Origin of the sequence: Bacillus altitudinis (genome assembly GCF_001191605.1) — a bacterium.
GTDB lineage: Bacteria > Bacillota > Bacilli > Bacillales > Bacillaceae > Bacillus > Bacillus altitudinis.
Window position 1 is genome coordinate 2,553,724 of record NZ_CP009108.1, and the last position, 16,834, is coordinate 2,570,557.

The following is a 16,834-nucleotide window of genomic DNA, read 5'->3' on the forward strand; positions in this document are numbered from 1 at the left end:
TCCTGTAGCTTTAAAACCACTTACTTGGCAGGCCGACTTCACCGACGGTTGCGAGGTAGATGGGGCTAACATGATTTGGAGGTGAAACAGGATGGCTATTACTCAAGAGCGTAAAACTCAATTAATTAATGAGTTCAAAACACACGAATCTGATACTGGATCTCCAGAAGTTCAGATCGCTGTCCTAACAGAATCAATTAACAACTTGAACGAGCATTTACGTACTCATAAGAAAGATCACCACTCACGTCGCGGTCTTTTGAAAATGGTAGGTAGACGTCGTAATCTTCTTACGTATCTACGTAATAAAGACGTAACTCGTTACCGTGAGTTAATTAACAAACTAGGCTTACGTCGATAATCGTAAAAAGCGGGAGGATTCCCGCTTTTTTATCGTATAATCACTAATATTTTATGGTTAAAATGTTGAAAGAATGGCAAAAACCCTTCTACATACAGCTTTCACATTGATATGTGAAAATCATTTTGTTCATAATAAGAAATAACCTAAAAACTTTACGACGAGAGAGGAGTTTATCTCAGAATGGGACAAGAGAAACAAGTCTTCACCATAGACTGGGCTGGACGTCAACTGACAGTTGAAACTGGCCAGCTTGCAAAGCAAGCAAACGGAGCGGTTCTCGTACGCTACGGAGATACGGCTGTGCTTAGCTCAGCAACAGCTTCTAAAGAACCAAAACCACTTGATTTTTTCCCGCTCACTGTAAACTACGAAGAAAGATTATATGCAGTTGGTAAAATTCCTGGTGGTTTCATTAAAAGAGAAGGCCGCCCAAGTGAAAAAGCAATCCTTGCGAGCCGCTTAATTGACAGACCGATCCGTCCACTATTTGCAGACGGATTTAGAAATGAAGTACAAGTCATTAGTATTGTCATGAGTGTGGATCAAGATTGTTCATCTGAAATGGCTGCAATGTTTGGCTCATCTTTAGCTTTATGTGTGTCTGACATTCCATTTGAGGGACCAATCGCTGGCGTGACAGTAGGACGAGTAGATGGAAAACTCATCATCAACCCAAATGTTGAGCAGCTTGAACAAAGCGATATCAACCTTGTTGTAGCTGGAACAAAAGATGCAATCAACATGGTAGAGGCTGGTGCTGATGAGGTACCAGAAGAAACAATGCTTGAAGCCATCATGTACGGACATCAAGAGATCAAACGCTTAATCGAATTCCAAGAAGAAATTGTGAAAGCTGTCGGTAAAGAAAAAATCGATATTCCTTTATATGAAGTCGATCAAGCATTAGCAGAGGAAGTAAAACAACTTGCTGAAGCGGATCTACTGAAAGCGATTCAAGTACATGAGAAGCATGCTCGTGAAGATGCCATCAGTGCTGTGAAAAAAGCTGTCGTTCAAAAATTTGAAGAAGAAGAGCGTGACGAAGCAACGATTAAACAAGCGAAGGATGTCTTAAATAAGCTTGTGAAAAACGAAGTTCGCCGCCTTATTACTGAAGAGAAAGTACGTCCAGATGGACGCGGCGTCGATCAAATCCGTCCACTTTCTTCAGAAGTAGGACTTCTACCAAGAACGCACGGTTCAGGATTGTTTACAAGAGGCCAAACACAGGCACTCAGTATTTGTACATTAGGTGCACTTGGTGATGTACAGATTCTTGATGGTCTTGGTGTTGAAGAGTCTAAGCGATTCATGCACCATTATAACTTCCCGCAATTCAGTGTTGGTGAGACCGGCCCAATGCGTGGTCCAGGCCGTCGTGAGATTGGACATGGTGCGCTAGGCGAACGTGCATTAGAGCCAGTCATTCCATCTGAAAAAGATTTCCCTTATACGGTTCGCCTTGTATCTGAGGTGTTAGAATCAAACGGTTCTACTTCACAAGCAAGTATTTGTGCGAGCACACTTGCGATGATGGATGCAGGTGTTCCAATTAAAGCACCAGTTGCAGGGATTGCAATGGGACTTGTTAAATCTGGTGAATACTACACAGTGCTGACAGACATTCAAGGAATGGAAGATGCACTTGGAGATATGGACTTTAAAGTAGCAGGTACATCTAAAGGTGTAACAGCGCTTCAAATGGACATCAAAATCGATGGTCTATCAAAAGACATTTTAGAAGAAGCACTTCAACAAGCGAAAAAAGGAAGAATGGAAATTTTAGATAGCATGCTGTCAACGATTCCAGCTTCTAGAGGAGAATTGTCACGTTATGCACCAAAAATCTTAACGATGACAATCAATCCAGATAAAATTCGCGATGTCATTGGACCAAGCGGTAAACAAATCAATAAAATCATTGAAGATACCGGTGTGAAAATTGATATTGAACAAGACGGTACAATCTTTATCTCTTCTACTGAAGAAGACATGAACCAAAAAGCGAAGAAAATCATTGAAGATCTTGTCAGAGAAGTTGAAGTTGGCCAACTTTACTTAGGTAAAGTGAAACGAATTGAAAAATTCGGTGCCTTCCTTGAAATCTTCAGCGGCAAAGATGGACTTGTTCATATTTCTGAGCTTGCACTTGAACGTGTTGGCAAAGTAGAAGATGTCGTGAAGATTGGTGATGAACTCCTCGTCAAAGTCACTGAGATCGATAAACAAGGCCGTGTGAACCTTTCTCGTAAAGCTGTTTTACGTGAAGAAAAGGAAAAAGAAGAAAAGCAGTCTTAATGAGAACAAATAAAATGTGTTAGAAGCCAGGTATCCGTGCCAGGCTTCTTTCTTTTCTTGCGCGTAACAATAGTTCTAGCTTGTTTCTCCCCATCATAATTTGTGGTAAAGGGGAGGGACAACCATTGAAAAAAACGATACCATTCTTTGTGTTTGTATTTTTACTGCTCGTGTCATATCAAACGATGAAGCAGCCGGCTGCTGTTACATATATGAATTCAATGAAAGAGCACGCCGAGGTAGCATCTGTTTCAAAAGATATTCTGTATCAAGAGATCGAATCGAAGTCTTCTGACTATGAAGAGAAGCCGCAAAATGCTAAGATTGATAAAGTGTGGAAAAAGATGCCTGGTTTAAATGGACAGACAGTCGATATCGATGCTTCTTACGAAAAAATGAAAAAACAGGGCTCTTTCGATGAAAAGCTGCTTGTTTTTAAAGAAACAAAACCATCTGTCCATTTACATGAACTTGGTGCTGAACCTATCTATAAGGGACATCCAGACAAAAAGATGAATGCATTCTTGATCAATGTAGCTTGGGGCGACGAGCATTTAACAAAGATGTTGAATACACTAGAAAAGCATCAAGTGAAGGCAACCTTTTTCTTAGAAGGCAAATGGGTGAAAAACAGTCCAGACCTTGCTAAAAAAATCGTGGCAGATGGTCATGAAATTGGAAATCATTCATACAATCACCCGGATATGCGCACACTGACAAGAGAACGAGCATTAGAGCAGATGATTAAAACAAATCGCCAAATTGAAGAATCCCTTGGGAAAAAACCGATATGGTTTGCGCCTCCAAGTGGCAGCTTTAAAGAAGAAACAGTAAAGCTTGCGAAACAAGAAGGAATGGAAACCATTATGTGGACAGTAGACACGATCGACTGGCAAAAACCATCACCAGCTGTATTACAAAAACGAGTGCTTGGGAAAATTCACAATGGGGCGATGATATTAATGCATCCAACAGACGCAACAGCGAGAAGTCTTGACGCACTTATCATTCAAATCAAAGAAAGAGGATATGAATTAGGAACGGTTTCTGACCTCCTAAGTGAAAAAAGACATCCGTGATGCGATCTGTTTGTTGAATAGGAGGAGCAAAACTTGGTCAAAACGTATACATGCCAAAACGGAGTAAGAATTGTACTTGAAAACAATCCCACTGTAAGGTCTGTCGCCATTGGTGTCTGGATTGGAACAGGTTCTAGACATGAGACACCAGAAGTAAATGGGATCTCACACTTTTTAGAGCATATGTTCTTTAAAGGAACAAAGACGAGATCTGCACGTGATATCGCAGAATCCTTTGACCGCATTGGTGGTCAAGTGAATGCCTTTACGTCAAAAGAATATACTTGCTATTATGCAAAGGTACTTGATTCACATGCTGGGTATGCCCTCGATGTATTGAGTGACATGTTTTTCAACTCTGCTTTTGACGAAGAAGAGCTGAAGAAAGAAAAAAATGTGGTCTATGAAGAAATTAAAATGTATGAAGATACTCCTGATGACATCGTTCATGATTTGTTAAGTAAAGCCATTTACGGTGATCATTCATTAGGTTATCCGATTTTAGGGACAGAGGAAACACTCTCTACTTTTAACGGTGATTCCCTTCGAAAATATATGGACGAATTCTATACGCCGGATCGCGTCGTCATCTCTGTTGCAGGGAACGTCGATGACACCTTCATTCGTGAGGTCGAAACATTATTTGGCTCGTATGAAGGAAAGGGGAAAAAGCAGCCTGTCGAAGCCCCGCAATTCCACTATGACAAACTGACACGCAAAAAGGAAACAGAACAAGCGCACCTTTGCATGGGATTTAACGGACTTCCTGCTGGAGATCAGGGCATCTATGACTTAATCGTCTTAAATAATGTTCTAGGCGGTAGCATGAGCAGCCGGTTGTTCCAAGACGTAAGAGAAGATAAAGGACTTGCGTATTCTGTATTCAGCTATCATAGTTCATTTGCAGATAACGGAATGCTGACGATCTATGGTGGAACTGGAGCGAAGCAGCTGAACCTGCTATCTGAAACCATCTTACAAACATTAGACGTCTTAAAACGTGAGGGAATTACGCAGAAAGAACTTGAAAACTCTAAGGAGCAAATGAAAGGCAACCTCATGCTTAGTCTTGAAAGCACAAACAGCAAGATGAGCCGAAATGGTAAAAATGAATTACTCCTTGGCAAACATCGTACGCTTGATGAAATTATTGATGAAATCAATCGCGTCTCATTAGACGGCGTGAACAATTTATCGAAAAGAATCTTTACAGAAGATTATGCTCTCTCGCTTATTAGTCCAACGGGTGATCAGCCATCATAATGTAAACAACACGGCAGACTTCTCAAGAGGTCTGCCGTTTATTGTATACCAAGAAGAAAGGGGCTCTGCGTTCATGAAACACGAAAAACTGAAACAGCTATCTCCGCTTCTTAAACAAGCCATCTCTTTCCGGCCGATGACATCTGGATTTTCGGGAGACCGCACCTTTTTGGTCACAACGCCTAGTGAAAAGCTAGTACTCAAGCTATCAGACATTCAGAAATATTCCAGTTTGAAAAAGAAAGCGTCCATTCAGCAGAAGTTAAAAAATCGAGGCGTTATTTGTTCTGAAGTGATGGAGGTCGGAGTGAGTGCTGAACAAAACTGTACTTTTCGTATTTTTCCATTTATCGAAGGAGAGATTGCTAGAGCATCCATTCATCTGCTCACAGAAGAAGAGCAGTATGAAATCGGAAGGCGGGCAGGCAGAGACTTGAGTATCATGCATACATGCGATGCCCCTTTTTATGCAGCCCCTTGGGATAAGAAGGTATTAGCGAAACATGAACGGTATGTATATGCCTATCAATCAAGTGGAGTTGCCTTTTCCCATGATCAATTCGTATTAGATTTTATTCAGTCACATGCTGATGTAGTTAAAGAGAGACCAAACCAGTTCCAGCACGATGATTTTCATGTAGGGAATATCATCATACAACGTCATCAATATGCGGGTGTGATCGACTTTGATCAATCCGACTGGGGTGATCCGATTCATGACTTTTATAAACTGTCTTTATTCAGTCGAGAAAGCAGCATTCCATTTTCAGCCGGGCAATTGGATGCCTATTTAAGTACGCAGACAACACATGATTTTTGGCTTCTTTTTTCCATCTATACAGCCATGAGCTGTTTTTCTTCTATTGTTTGGACGTTATCCTATGACCCGGGGCATGTAAAAGACATGGTGAATCGAGTGGAGAGAATGCTGACAGACCATAATCGTTTTACTCAACTTATACCAGTTTGGTATGTAGATAGGCTTCATTCGTGACCTATAGAATGGCCCGGTCTATTCACCCTCTGTGCTGCATATATGATATGGAAGGGGAGTGATGCGATTTTGAGGCTGAGTGAGCTGTCAGGAAAAGAGATCGTCGATATTAAAAGAGCGGAGCGGCTTGGCGTGCTTGGACAAACCGACCTTGAAATAAATGAACAGGACGGTCAAATTACAGCACTCATCATACCTTCCGTCAAATGGTTTGGCTTTCGAAAACAAGGAAATGACATCCGCGTTCCGTGGAATCACATTCAAAAAATAGGATCAGATATGATCATTCTCGATGTGCCTGAAGAACTTCAGCCGCACGGAGAAAAAGAGCACCCATCATAAAAGGGTGCTCTTTTTCTTTTCTCTTCCCGATTTGTTCACAGGCTGAATCCTCTCCTCATATGCTGAAAGGGAGATTCGGAAAATATTACAGACTTTTTTAAATAAAGAAGGTGAACGGTCAGTATGTTGAGCGGTTTAACGGTTGCGGTGATCGGGGGAGATGCTAGGCAGCTTGAAATCATTCGCAAGCTGTCACAGCAGCATGCCAAAGTGTTTTTGGTCGGTTTTGATCAGCTGGATCATGGATTTATTGGTGCTGAAAAGCTGAAAATGTCAGAGCTTCCATTTGAGCAGGTAGACAGTATGATCCTTCCGGTATCAGGTGCTACAGACGAAGGGGTCGTTGCCACCGTTTTTTCAAATGAGAAGGTCGTGCTAGAAGCTAAATATTTAGAAAGAACCCCTGCACATTGTACCTTGTACTCAGGTATTTCTAATATGTACTTAGACAATATGGCAAAGCAGGTGAACCGGAAGCTTGTGAAGCTGTTTGAGCGAGATGATATTGCCATATATAACTCTATTCCAACAGTTGAAGGGATTATCATGATGGCTATTCAGCAAACGGACTATACGATTCATGGGTCACATGTCGCTGTTCTCGGACTTGGTCGAACAGGGCTCACCATTGCCCGCACATTTCGGGCGCTAGGTGCGGAAGTGAAAGTTGGTGCTGCGGATACAGCCCATTTAGCGCGAGCCTTTGAGATGGGACTTGATCCATTTTCAATGGACCGTTTAAAAGATGAAGTAACGGATGTCGACATCATCATCAATACGATTCCAAGCTTAGTATTAGATTCATCTGTCATCGTCAGCATGACACCAAAGACACTCATTTTGGATATCGCCTCCCGCCCAGGTGGAACAGACTTTGACTTTGCACAAAAGCATGGAGTGAAGGCACTTCTTGCACCAGGACTTCCAGGGATTGTGGCACCAAAGACAGCCGGGCAGATCATTGCAAAAGTGCTTTCTGGGCTCTTATGTGAACTTGCGGAGGAAAAAAGGGGGATGAAATCATGACTACACTAAAAGGGAAAAGAATCGGCTTTGGTTTAACAGGTTCTCACTGCACGTACGAAGCCGTTTTTCCGCAAATCGAATCACTCGTGAAAGAAGGGGCAGAAGTGCGTCCTGTCGTGTCGTATACGGTGCAAAATACAAATACGAGATTCGGAGAAGGAGCGGACTGGATTGAGCGGATTGAGAAGCTGACAGGATTTCAAGCGATTGACTCAATCGTCAAAGCAGAGCCACTCGGACCAAAACTTCCACTTGATTGTATGGTCATTGCACCTTTAACAGGCAATTCAATGGCGAAATTTGCAAATGCACTGACAGACAGTCCAGTCTTAATGGCTGCTAAGGCGACCATTCGTAATCACCGCCCTGTCGTTTTAGGCATTTCCACCAATGATGCATTAGGTTTAAATGGTACAAATCTCATGAGACTCATGTCGACAAAGAACATTTTCTTTATTCCATTCGGCCAAGATGATCCATTCAAAAAACCGACTTCCATGGTAGCGCATATGGATCTACTGACGAAAACGGTAGAAGAGGCGCTCGAGCATAGACAAATTCAGCCCATTTTAATTGGAGCAAACGAATAATAGATTCACTAGAAAATCATGAAAGATTCAAAAAAGGTACTTCAAGCCTTGCTTTTCTATGGTAAAATAAAATGTAAAAAGTCATAGGATGGCCATCCGAAAGAAAAGAATCATGGATGGGTCGGAAGGAGTTTTACTGATGGGAAGAGGATTGCATGTAGCTGTAGTTGGAGCGACTGGAGCTGTCGGTCAACAAATGTTAAAAACACTAGCTGACAGAGATTTTGAAATGGATACACTTACTCTACTATCCTCAAAACGTTCTGCTGGAACAAAAGTGACATTCAGAGGTCAAGAGTATACCGTTCAAGAAGCAACACCTGAAAGCTTTGAAGGGGTCAATATTGCACTATTCAGTGCGGGAGGAAATGTTTCCAAAGCGCTAGCTCCTGAAGCGGTCAAACGAGGTGCAATTGTTGTCGATAATACAAGTGCTTTTCGTATGGACGAAAATACCCCTCTTGTCGTACCAGAGGTAAACGAAAAAGATTTGCATGACCATCAAGGGATCATTGCAAACCCTAACTGTTCAACGATTCAAATGGTGGCGGCGCTAGAACCGCTTCGTCAAGCGTATGGCATGAAAAAAGTCATTGTGTCTACTTACCAAGCAGTATCAGGTGCAGGACATGAAGCCATTGACGAACTGTACAGCCAGTCGCAAGCCATTCTAAATAAAGAAGATGTGAAACCAGAAGTCATGCCTTATCAAATTGCCTTTAATGCGATTCCACAAATTGATAAATTCCAAGACAATGGCTATACATTTGAAGAAATGAAAATGATCAATGAAACGAAAAAAATCATGCACTTGCCAGAGCTAGAAGTAGCGGCAACATGTGTGAGACTACCAATTGAAACGGGTCATTCAGAATCAGTTTACGTTGAACTTGAATCAAATGACGCAACGGTTGATGACATCAAGTCCATCCTAAAAGATGCACCAGGTATCACATTACAAGATGATCCGTCTCAGCAAATTTATCCAATGCCTGCAGATGCTGTTGGTAAAAACGACGTATTTGTCGGCCGCATTCGGAAGGATTTGGATCGTCCAAATGGCTTCCATATGTGGATTGTATCTGATAACCTGCTAAAAGGCGCTGCATGGAACTCCGTTCAAATTGCAGAAAGCTTACGAGCATTAAAATTAGTTTAACATTCAATGGATGATGAGGACGAATAGAAGAGAGTTAGGCATCTTTCGCCTGCTCTCTTCTGTTACGTCAGAATGAACTTGGAGTGAAAACAGTGAAAATAATTGTCCAAAAATTTGGCGGTACATCTGTCAAAGATGATCAAGGGAGAAAAAGGGCACTTGCACATATCTTATCTGCAAAAGAGAAAGGCTATAAATCGGTCGTTGTCGTGTCTGCGATGGGACGAAAAGGCGATCCTTATGCGACAGATACACTGCTTGGTCTGCTTTACGGCAGTGCGCAGCATATGACAAACCGAGAAAAAGATTTACTCGTGTCTTGCGGAGAAAATATTTCAGCTGTTGTTTTTTCAAGTATGCTGAATGAAAACGGGCTAAAGGCTGTAGCGATGACTGGATCACAGGCAGGCTTTGTGACAGATAAAGAACATACAAATGCGAAAATTATTGACATGAAGTGTGAACGTCTTGAGGCGGCACTTTCAGAGCATGATGTGGTTGTCGTTGCTGGATTCCAAGGCGCTGCAAAAAATGGAGACGTGACAACAATCGGACGAGGCGGCAGTGATACGTCAGCTGCTGCGTTAGGCGCTGCATTGCAGGCAGATTTCATCGATATTTTTACAGATGTAGAAGGGGTCATGACAGCAGATCCTCGTATCGTAGAAAATGCAAAACCACTGAGAGTCGTGACATACACAGAAATTTGTAACCTCGCATACCAAGGGGCAAAAGTCATTCACCCTAGAGCTGTTGAAATTGCCATGCAAGCAAAAGTACCAATGAGGGTCCGTTCAACATACTCTGATGATGAGGGCACACTCGTGACATCACACTACTCAGATAAAATGAGTCATGATGTGTACGACCGCCTGATTACGGGTATTGCACATGTCAATGATGTCACACAAATCAAAGTCCCAGCTAAAGAGGGACAGTACAGCGTACAAACAGAAGTCTTTAAAGCAATGGCAAATGCCCAAATCAGTGTCGATTTCTTCAACATTACACCGAGCGAAATCGTCTATACGGTGACAGGTGCAATGACTGAAAAAGCAACGGCGATCCTAAAAGATCTAGGCTATACGCCGATTGTCACGACAAACTGTGCAAAGGTATCAGCTGTTGGAGCAGGCATTATGGGTGTACCAGGTGTCACATCTAAAATTGTATCTGCACTATCTGAGCAAAATATTCCGATCCTACAGTCCGCTGACAGTCATACGACGATTTGGGTGTTAGTGAACGAAGAAAACATGAGAGCGGCTGTCAATGCCCTTCATGAAGTGTTTGAACTTTCAAGATAAATGTGATTGAATCATGATGAGGTGAAAAAAATGAATTTCGGAAATATCGCAACAGCTATGATTACACCTTTTGATAAAAAGGGCAACATTGATTTCCAAAAGCTATCAATTCTCATTGATTACTTGTTAAAAAACGGCAGTGACTCTTTAGTCGTTGCAGGGACAACAGGCGAATCGCCAACTTTATCGACTGAAGAAAAAGTCGCTCTTTTTCAGCAATCGGTGAAATTAGCAAATGGTCGTTGTAAAATCATTGCAGGAACAGGCAGTAATAACACAAATGCGTCTATTAAACTAACGAAAAAAGCAGAAGAAGCGGGCGTTGATGCAGTGATGCTTGTCGTACCTTACTACAACAAGCCATCACAGGAAGGCATGTATGCACACTTTAAAGCAATTGCCGAGTCTACATCTCTTCCTGTCATGCTTTACAATGTACCAGGAAGAACGGTTGCTTCATTAGCACCAGAAACAACGATTAAGCTTGCGCAAATACCGAACATTGTCGCAATCAAAGAAGCAAGCGGTGATCTAGATGCCATGACAAAAATCATTGCAGAGACACCAGAAGATTTTGACGTTTACTCTGGTGACGACAGCCTAACGCTTCCTGCGGTTGCGATTGGTGCAAAAGGAGTTGTCTCTGTGGCTTCTCATATTGTAGGCCTTGATATGCAGCAAATGCTAAAAAGCTACGCTTCAGGACAAACAGCGAATGCGGCATTGATTCATCAAAAGCTGGTGCCGATCATGAACCAGCTGTTCTCAGCGCCAAATCCAACGCCTGTCAAAACAGCTCTTCAGCTGAAAGGATTAGATGTCGGATCCGTTCGACTCCCGCTTTTACCTTTATCAGAAGAAGAGAGACTGAATTTAAGCAGCGTATTAAACAGCTGATCAAAACAAAAAAATTCGTAAGCGGTCATTCTCAGATGTCCCTGAGTATGACCGTTTTTTATACATAAACACTTTCTTAAAATGTGACTTCATCTTGTTTTCTAAAATTAGATTCAGTTATAATAGCATTAAGCGATGATGGACGGGCTTGAGACTAGGAGGATAAGAATTTTGAAAAAGAAAAATACAGAGAACGTAAGAATTATTGCACTGGGAGGCGTTGGAGAAATCGGGAAAAACTTATATGTCATTGAGATTGATTCCGACATATATGTTGTAGATGCAGGACTCATGCATCCAGAAAACGAAATGCTAGGCATTGACGTGGTCATTCCTGATATCTCTTATTTAACAGAACGAGCTGATCGGGTGAAAGCAATTTTTCTTACCCACGGACATGATGAAGCAATCGGAGGCGTATTCCATTGCTTAAGCAAATTGTCTGTACCAGTTTACGGCACGAAGCTGACCCTTGCGTTACTTCGAGAAAAGTTAAAGCAATACGGCTTCAATCAAAAAGCTGATTTGCGAGAGGTTCATGCAAAGTCAGTCATTACATTTGAAACAACAAAGGTATCGTTCTTTAGAACGAATCACAGTATTCCTGATTCAGTCGGAATCAGCTTCAAAACATCTCTTGGTTCAATCGTATGCACAGGTGATTTTAAATTTGATCAAACCCCAGCGCTTAACCAAGCCTGTGACATCGGAGAGATTGCGAAAATTGGAAACAATGGCGTTTTAGCACTTCTTTCAGACAGTGCAAATGCTGAAAAACCAGGCTATACACCTTCTGAGGCGCTCGTCCAAGACGAAATCTCAAATGCGATGTACAATGCTGAAAATCGTGTGATTGTCGCTGTATCTTCATCAAATATTAACCGTGTACAGCAAATCATTAATGCCACAAACCAAAATGGCCGTAAGCTTGCAGTAGCAGGGAAAAATATGATGACAACTCTTCAGCTTGCGATCAAACTTGGTTATGTGACAGCAGACGAAGAATTATTTGTTCCAGTCCAAGAAGTGAAAAAAATGGCGAAAAACAGTGTGGTCATTCTCACAGCAGGAAGCCACGGTGAGCCTCTCGCTGCTTTAACAAAAATGGCGAAACAAAATCACAAACAGCTTCATATTGAAAAAGATGACACGGTTGTGATTGCGTCTACACCTCTTCCAGGACAAGAACTCACCTATTCAAAAACGGTGGATTTCCTTACAAGAAGCGGAGCACAAGTGATTTTTGCTCAAAAACGTGTGCATGTATCTGGACATGGCTGTCAAGAAGAGTTAAAGCTCATGCTGAACTTACTGAAGCCAAAGTATTTAATTCCAGTAAACGGCGAATATCGCATGCAAAAAGCACATTCTCGTATTGCTGAAGAAGTGGGCATGAAACGAAGCGACATTTTCTTAATTGATAAAGGGGATGTTGTGGAATTTAGAGGTCAAAACGTCAAAATCGGTGAAAAAGTACATCAAGGGAACATTTTGATCGACGGTCTTGGTGTTGGTGATATTGGGAATATTGTCTTACGTGATAGACGCCTATTGTCTCAAGATGGCATCTTAATTGTGGTCATTACGCTCGATAAACAAAAGAAACAATTAATTTCTGGACCTGAGATCATCACAAGAGGATTTGTTTATGTAAGAGAATCCGAAGAGCTGATTGTGAAAGCAACAGAAATGGTCAAAGGGATTGTGAAAGAGCAAACGGAAAACTCAATTGTTGAATGGTCAACACTGAAACAATCCATGCGCGATGTACTAAATCAATTCCTATATGAAAAAACAAAACGTAAGCCAATGATCATTCCAATTATTATGGAAGTGTGATGAGAAAAGTCCAAAGAGCACAAGCTCTTTGGGCTTTTTTGATGTGACATGATGAATGCGGATGGAATGTGACGATCTTGTTCATAATAGGAGGAGAGTTTTTAGGAAAGGATGGAGACAAATGGACGAACAGAATGAACAGCAGCCTGAGCGAAAACCAGAAGAAAAAGATAGCATTATGAGCAAAATACAACAGCTTGGTGAAACAGCCGTCCCGCAGTTGTCACAAGATACAAACATACATTGCCTCACTATTATTGGACAAATTGAAGGGCACATGCAGCTGCCGCCACAAAATAAAACAACCAAATACGAACATGTCATTCCACAAATCGTAGCAGTTGAACAAAACCCAAAAATTGAAGGACTTCTAATCATTTTAAATACAGTCGGCGGCGATGTAGAAGCAGGACTAGCCATTGCGGAAATGCTCGCTTCTTTATCCAAACCGACTGTATCCATTGTGCTTGGCGGCGGCCACTCTATTGGGGTCCCAATCGCCGTATCGTGTGATTATTCATACATTGCCGAAACAGCAACAATGACCATTCACCCTGTACGCTTAACCGGTCTAGTCATCGGTGTTCCGCAAACCTTTGAATACTTAGATAAAATGCAGGAAAGAGTCATTAATTTTGTCACGAGTCACTCAAACATTACAGAAGAGAAATTTAAAGAGCTTATGTTCTCTAAAGGCAATCTAACAAGAGACATCGGGACAAATGTCGTTGGCCATGAGGCGGCTGAATACGGACTGATGCATGAAGTCGGCGGCGTTGGACAAGCGATTAAAAAGCTGAACGAGCTTATTGGAGAACGGGCTGCACAAAACGAGGGGCTGATCCAATGATTTTATATACACCTATGCCTTATGAAGCCATTTACGCTGAGGAACAAGGAGAACGTAAACTTCAGCAGGTAAACATTCAGGGCGTGCCAGTGATGGTTGAAATGAAAGAAGATGAAGCGGAAATCGTTCAAGTAATGAGTACAAATCCAATGGACTTTTTGAATCAGGAGCTTGCACCAGGTAAGCGATTGAAGTTACATTTAGGCACCAATCAAACCGACTCATATGAATGATTCTATGCTATAATAAAGGGAAAACTTACAACAAGATGCAGCCAAAACCAGGCTGCTTTCTTTCTGATCTTTTCGTAGGTTATATTTTCTTTTGTAGTAAGGTGATGAGTATGGCGAAAAAGAGAAAACGTAAAACAAGAAAAAAACAAAATAAACAGCTAAAACTGAAATATGAACTAAATGGGTTAGTCTGTATTGCCATAGCGATCATTGCCATTTTACAGCTAGGTGTAGTTGGACAAACCTTTGTACATCTATTCCGATTTTTTGCAGGTGAATGGTTTATTCTCTGCCTTATCGGATTATTTCTTTTTGGTGTGACGATCTTTTGGAAAAAACAAATTCCTGATTTACTGACAAGAAGAAAAGCAGGCTTATACTGCATCATTGCGAGCATCTTGCTTTTGTCCCATGTGAAGCTTTTTCAGCATCTTTCAGCTGCAGGCGTGATAGGCTCTCAAAGTGTAATCAGAAATACGTTTGAGTTATTCTTAATGGATATGAAAGGTGAGACAGGCTCGCCCGATTTAGGAGGCGGTATGATCGGTGCCGTATTATTTGCGGCCTCCTATTTCTTGTTTGCACAAGCAGGATCGCAAATCATGGCCATTGTACTAATGCTGATCGGAATTGTGCTGATCACAAACCGGTCACTGCAAGAAATGGTCAAAAAAGTGACGCTGCCTGTATCACAATTTTTGGTGAAGCAGTGGAAAGCATTTATTGAAGATATGAAAGGCATAAGGCAGGCGAAAAAGAATGCACCTGCGCAGAAAACAAGTGAAAAGAAAAAACGTTCACGCTTGCAAGAAGAGGCCGAAGAAGATCATGATCATATCTTGATCGAGGAAGAAGAACAGGCTTCTGACAATCGTCAGCCGATTATCTCAAGTTTTGCTGATCGAGATGACATGCTCACACCGCAAGTTCAAAAAGATCAGCCGATCAATGAGCCAGATCCTCTTCAAGAAACTGTACAAGGCACTCCGTCTCATGATACAGGGGATGAACCAAAAGAAGCTCCGCCTATGACGTTTACGGAGCTTGAAAATAAGGATTATGAGCTGCCATCGCTTGATATTTTAGCTGAGCCGCAGCATTCAGGTCAGCAAACAGATAAGAAGAATATTTATGAAAATGCAAGAAAGCTTGAAAAGACCTTCCAAAGCTTTGGTGTAAAAGCAAAAGTGACACAAGTTCATTTAGGGCCGGCCGTCACAAAATATGAAGTATACCCTGATGTCGGCGTGAAAGTAAGTAAGATCGTCAACTTGAGTGATGATCTAGCCCTTGCATTAGCAGCAAAAGACATTCGAATTGAAGCGCCGATTCCTGGCAAATCCGCCATCGGAATTGAAGTGCCCAACGCAGAAATTGCGATGGTTTCTTTAAAAGAGGTTTTAGAATCGAAACAAAATGACCGCCCAAATGCCAAGCTACTCATCGGACTCGGCCGAAATATTTCTGGTGAAGCTGTGCTGGCTGAAATGAACAAAATGCCGCATTTACTTGTGGCTGGTTCGACAGGAAGCGGAAAGAGTGTATGTATCAATGGTATTATCACAAGCATTCTCATGAGAGCAAAACCTCATGAAGTAAAAATGATGATGATTGACCCGAAAATGGTTGAATTAAATGTTTATAACGGCATCCCGCATCTGTTGGCTCCAGTTGTGACCGATCCTAAAAAAGCCTCACAGGCACTTAAAAAAGTGGTTAGTGAAATGGAGCGCCGTTACGAATTGTTTTCTCATACGGGCACAAGAAATATTGAAGGGTACAATGATTACATTAAACGAATGAATCAATCAGAAGAGGCGAAGCAGCCAGAACTCCCTTATATTGTCGTCATTGTAGACGAGCTTGCTGATTTAATGATGGTTGCTTCCTCTGATGTGGAAGATTCCATTACAAGGCTTTCTCAAATGGCACGTGCTGCAGGGATTCATTTAATTATCGCCACACAGAGACCTTCGGTTGATGTCATTACTGGTGTCATTAAAGCCAATATTCCATCCCGTATTGCATTTAGCGTATCGTCACAAACCGATTCAAGGACCATTCTTGATATGGGAGGCGCAGAAAAATTGCTGGGCAGAGGGGATATGTTGTTTTTACCGGTCGGTGCGAACAAACCAGTTCGTGTACAAGGCGCCTTTTTATCAGATGAAGAAGTGGAACATGTCGTTGATCATGTCATCACACAGCAAAAAGCACAATATCAAGAAGAAATGATCCCAAGTGAAGAAACGCAAGATCAGCTTGGGGCTGTGGACGACGACTTATATGATGAAGCAGTTGAACTGATTATTGGCATGCAGACGGCCTCTGTTTCTATGCTGCAAAGGAGGTTCCGCATCGGTTATACTCGTGCTGCACGTCTTATTGACGCAATGGAAGAGCGCGGGGTTGTCGGACCATATGAAGGCAGTAAACCGAGAGAAGTCCTCCTCTCAAAAGAACAACATGACGAGCTCTCTTCATAATTCGAAGAGAGCTTTCCTAACATGAAGTTAACGATATATTGATTATGTTAACTGGAAGTCAGACTATTTATTTATTTGCAAAAACATGATATAGTTATGTTCATCTT

The 16,834-nt window shown here is 41.8% G+C and carries 15 protein-coding genes; all 15 read left to right on the forward strand.

Translation table 11 applies throughout. From position 1 onward, the window contains the following. Nucleotides 1-91: 91 nt before the first annotated feature. The 15 genes from rpsO (at nucleotide 92) to ID12_RS12910 (ending at nucleotide 16,727) form a co-directional block, all read left to right on the forward strand. The gene (rpsO, locus tag ID12_RS12840; RefSeq protein WP_008354438.1) at nucleotides 92-361 is read left to right on the forward strand and encodes a 30S ribosomal protein S15; all 270 of its coding nucleotides are present in this window, start codon (nucleotides 92-94) and stop codon (nucleotides 359-361) included. A gap of 183 nt (nucleotides 362-544) precedes the next feature. Beyond that, nucleotides 545-2,662 (forward strand): polyribonucleotide nucleotidyltransferase, encoded by a 2,118-nt coding sequence (gene pnp / locus ID12_RS12845; protein WP_007499522.1) that lies wholly within the window; start codon nucleotides 545-547, stop codon nucleotides 2,660-2,662. Nucleotides 2,663-2,787: 125 nt separating this feature from the next. Continuing rightward, entirely contained in the window at nucleotides 2,788-3,741 is a 954-nt protein-coding gene (locus tag ID12_RS12850) for a polysaccharide deacetylase family protein (protein WP_050827270.1), read from the forward strand. A gap of 33 nt (nucleotides 3,742-3,774) precedes the next feature. Beyond that, the gene (locus ID12_RS12855; RefSeq protein WP_007499520.1) at nucleotides 3,775-5,004 is read left to right on the forward strand and encodes a M16 family metallopeptidase; all 1,230 of its coding nucleotides are present in this window, start codon (nucleotides 3,775-3,777) and stop codon (nucleotides 5,002-5,004) included. A gap of 73 nt (nucleotides 5,005-5,077) precedes the next feature. Next, nucleotides 5,078-5,998 carry an aminoglycoside phosphotransferase family protein gene (locus ID12_RS12860; RefSeq protein WP_050827271.1) on the forward strand — a complete coding sequence of 307 codons (921 nt, stop codon included), beginning with the start codon at nucleotides 5,078-5,080 and terminating at the stop codon, nucleotides 5,996-5,998. Nucleotides 5,999-6,067: 69 nt separating this feature from the next. Further along, entirely contained in the window at nucleotides 6,068-6,340 is a 273-nt protein-coding gene (locus ID12_RS12865; protein WP_008344726.1) for a YlmC/YmxH family sporulation protein, read from the forward strand. Nucleotides 6,341-6,463: 123 nt separating this feature from the next. After that, nucleotides 6,464-7,366: a dipicolinic acid synthetase subunit A gene (gene dpaA / locus ID12_RS12870; RefSeq protein ID WP_007499517.1), complete on the forward strand. Its 903-nt coding sequence runs from the start codon at nucleotides 6,464-6,466 to the stop codon at nucleotides 7,364-7,366. After that, entirely contained in the window at nucleotides 7,363-7,956 is a 594-nt protein-coding gene (dpaB, locus tag ID12_RS12875; RefSeq protein ID WP_008344723.1) for a dipicolinate synthase subunit B, read from the forward strand. Before dpaA ends, dpaB begins: the two co-directional genes overlap by 4 nt. Nucleotides 7,957-8,095: 139 nt before the next feature. After that, nucleotides 8,096-9,115, forward strand: a complete 1,020-nt coding sequence (gene asd, locus ID12_RS12880) for an aspartate-semialdehyde dehydrogenase (RefSeq protein WP_041090413.1) — start codon at nucleotides 8,096-8,098, stop codon at nucleotides 9,113-9,115. A gap of 92 nt (nucleotides 9,116-9,207) precedes the next feature. Beyond that, nucleotides 9,208-10,422: an aspartate kinase gene (dapG, locus tag ID12_RS12885; RefSeq protein WP_025207348.1), complete on the forward strand. Its 1,215-nt coding sequence runs from the start codon at nucleotides 9,208-9,210 to the stop codon at nucleotides 10,420-10,422. 30 nt (nucleotides 10,423-10,452) lie between these two features. Beyond that, entirely contained in the window at nucleotides 10,453-11,319 is an 867-nt protein-coding gene (dapA, locus tag ID12_RS12890; RefSeq protein WP_039166632.1) for a 4-hydroxy-tetrahydrodipicolinate synthase, read from the forward strand. Nucleotides 11,320-11,490: 171 nt separating this feature from the next. Then, nucleotides 11,491-13,158 carry a ribonuclease J2 gene (rnjB, locus tag ID12_RS12895; protein ID WP_008344715.1) on the forward strand — a complete coding sequence of 556 codons (1,668 nt, stop codon included), beginning with the start codon at nucleotides 11,491-11,493 and terminating at the stop codon, nucleotides 13,156-13,158. Between the two features lie 121 nt (nucleotides 13,159-13,279). After that, on the forward strand, nucleotides 13,280-14,008 hold the full coding sequence (locus ID12_RS12900) for a ClpP family protease (protein ID WP_008344713.1): 729 nt from the start codon (nucleotides 13,280-13,282) through the stop codon (nucleotides 14,006-14,008). Continuing rightward, nucleotides 14,005-14,241 carry a YlzJ-like family protein gene (locus tag ID12_RS12905; RefSeq protein ID WP_008344712.1) on the forward strand — a complete coding sequence of 79 codons (237 nt, stop codon included), beginning with the start codon at nucleotides 14,005-14,007 and terminating at the stop codon, nucleotides 14,239-14,241. Before ID12_RS12900 ends, ID12_RS12905 begins: the two co-directional genes overlap by 4 nt. Nucleotides 14,242-14,351: 110 nt before the next feature. Beyond that, the gene (locus tag ID12_RS12910) at nucleotides 14,352-16,727 is read left to right on the forward strand and encodes an FtsK/SpoIIIE family DNA translocase (RefSeq protein WP_050827272.1); all 2,376 of its coding nucleotides are present in this window, start codon (nucleotides 14,352-14,354) and stop codon (nucleotides 16,725-16,727) included. The last annotated feature ends 107 nt before the right edge of the window (nucleotides 16,728-16,834 follow it).

Coding starts and splice junctions, on each gene's coding strand:
- rpsO (WP_008354438.1), top strand. CDS start 92: ATGGCTATTACTCAAGAGCGTAAAACTCAATTAATTAATGAGTTCAAA.
- ID12_RS12910 (WP_050827272.1), top strand. CDS start 14,352: ATGGCGAAAAAGAGAAAACGTAAAACAAGAAAAAAACAAAATAAACAG.
- asd (WP_041090413.1), top strand. CDS start 8,096: ATGGGAAGAGGATTGCATGTAGCTGTAGTTGGAGCGACTGGAGCTGTC.
- ID12_RS12900 (WP_008344713.1), top strand. CDS start 13,280: ATGGACGAACAGAATGAACAGCAGCCTGAGCGAAAACCAGAAGAAAAA.
- dapA (WP_039166632.1), top strand. CDS start 10,453: ATGAATTTCGGAAATATCGCAACAGCTATGATTACACCTTTTGATAAA.
- pnp (WP_007499522.1), top strand. CDS start 545: ATGGGACAAGAGAAACAAGTCTTCACCATAGACTGGGCTGGACGTCAA.
- ID12_RS12905 (WP_008344712.1), top strand. CDS start 14,005: ATGATTTTATATACACCTATGCCTTATGAAGCCATTTACGCTGAGGAA.
- dpaB (WP_008344723.1), top strand. CDS start 7,363: ATGACTACACTAAAAGGGAAAAGAATCGGCTTTGGTTTAACAGGTTCT.
- dpaA (WP_007499517.1), top strand. CDS start 6,464: ATGTTGAGCGGTTTAACGGTTGCGGTGATCGGGGGAGATGCTAGGCAG.
- ID12_RS12860 (WP_050827271.1), top strand. CDS start 5,078: ATGAAACACGAAAAACTGAAACAGCTATCTCCGCTTCTTAAACAAGCC.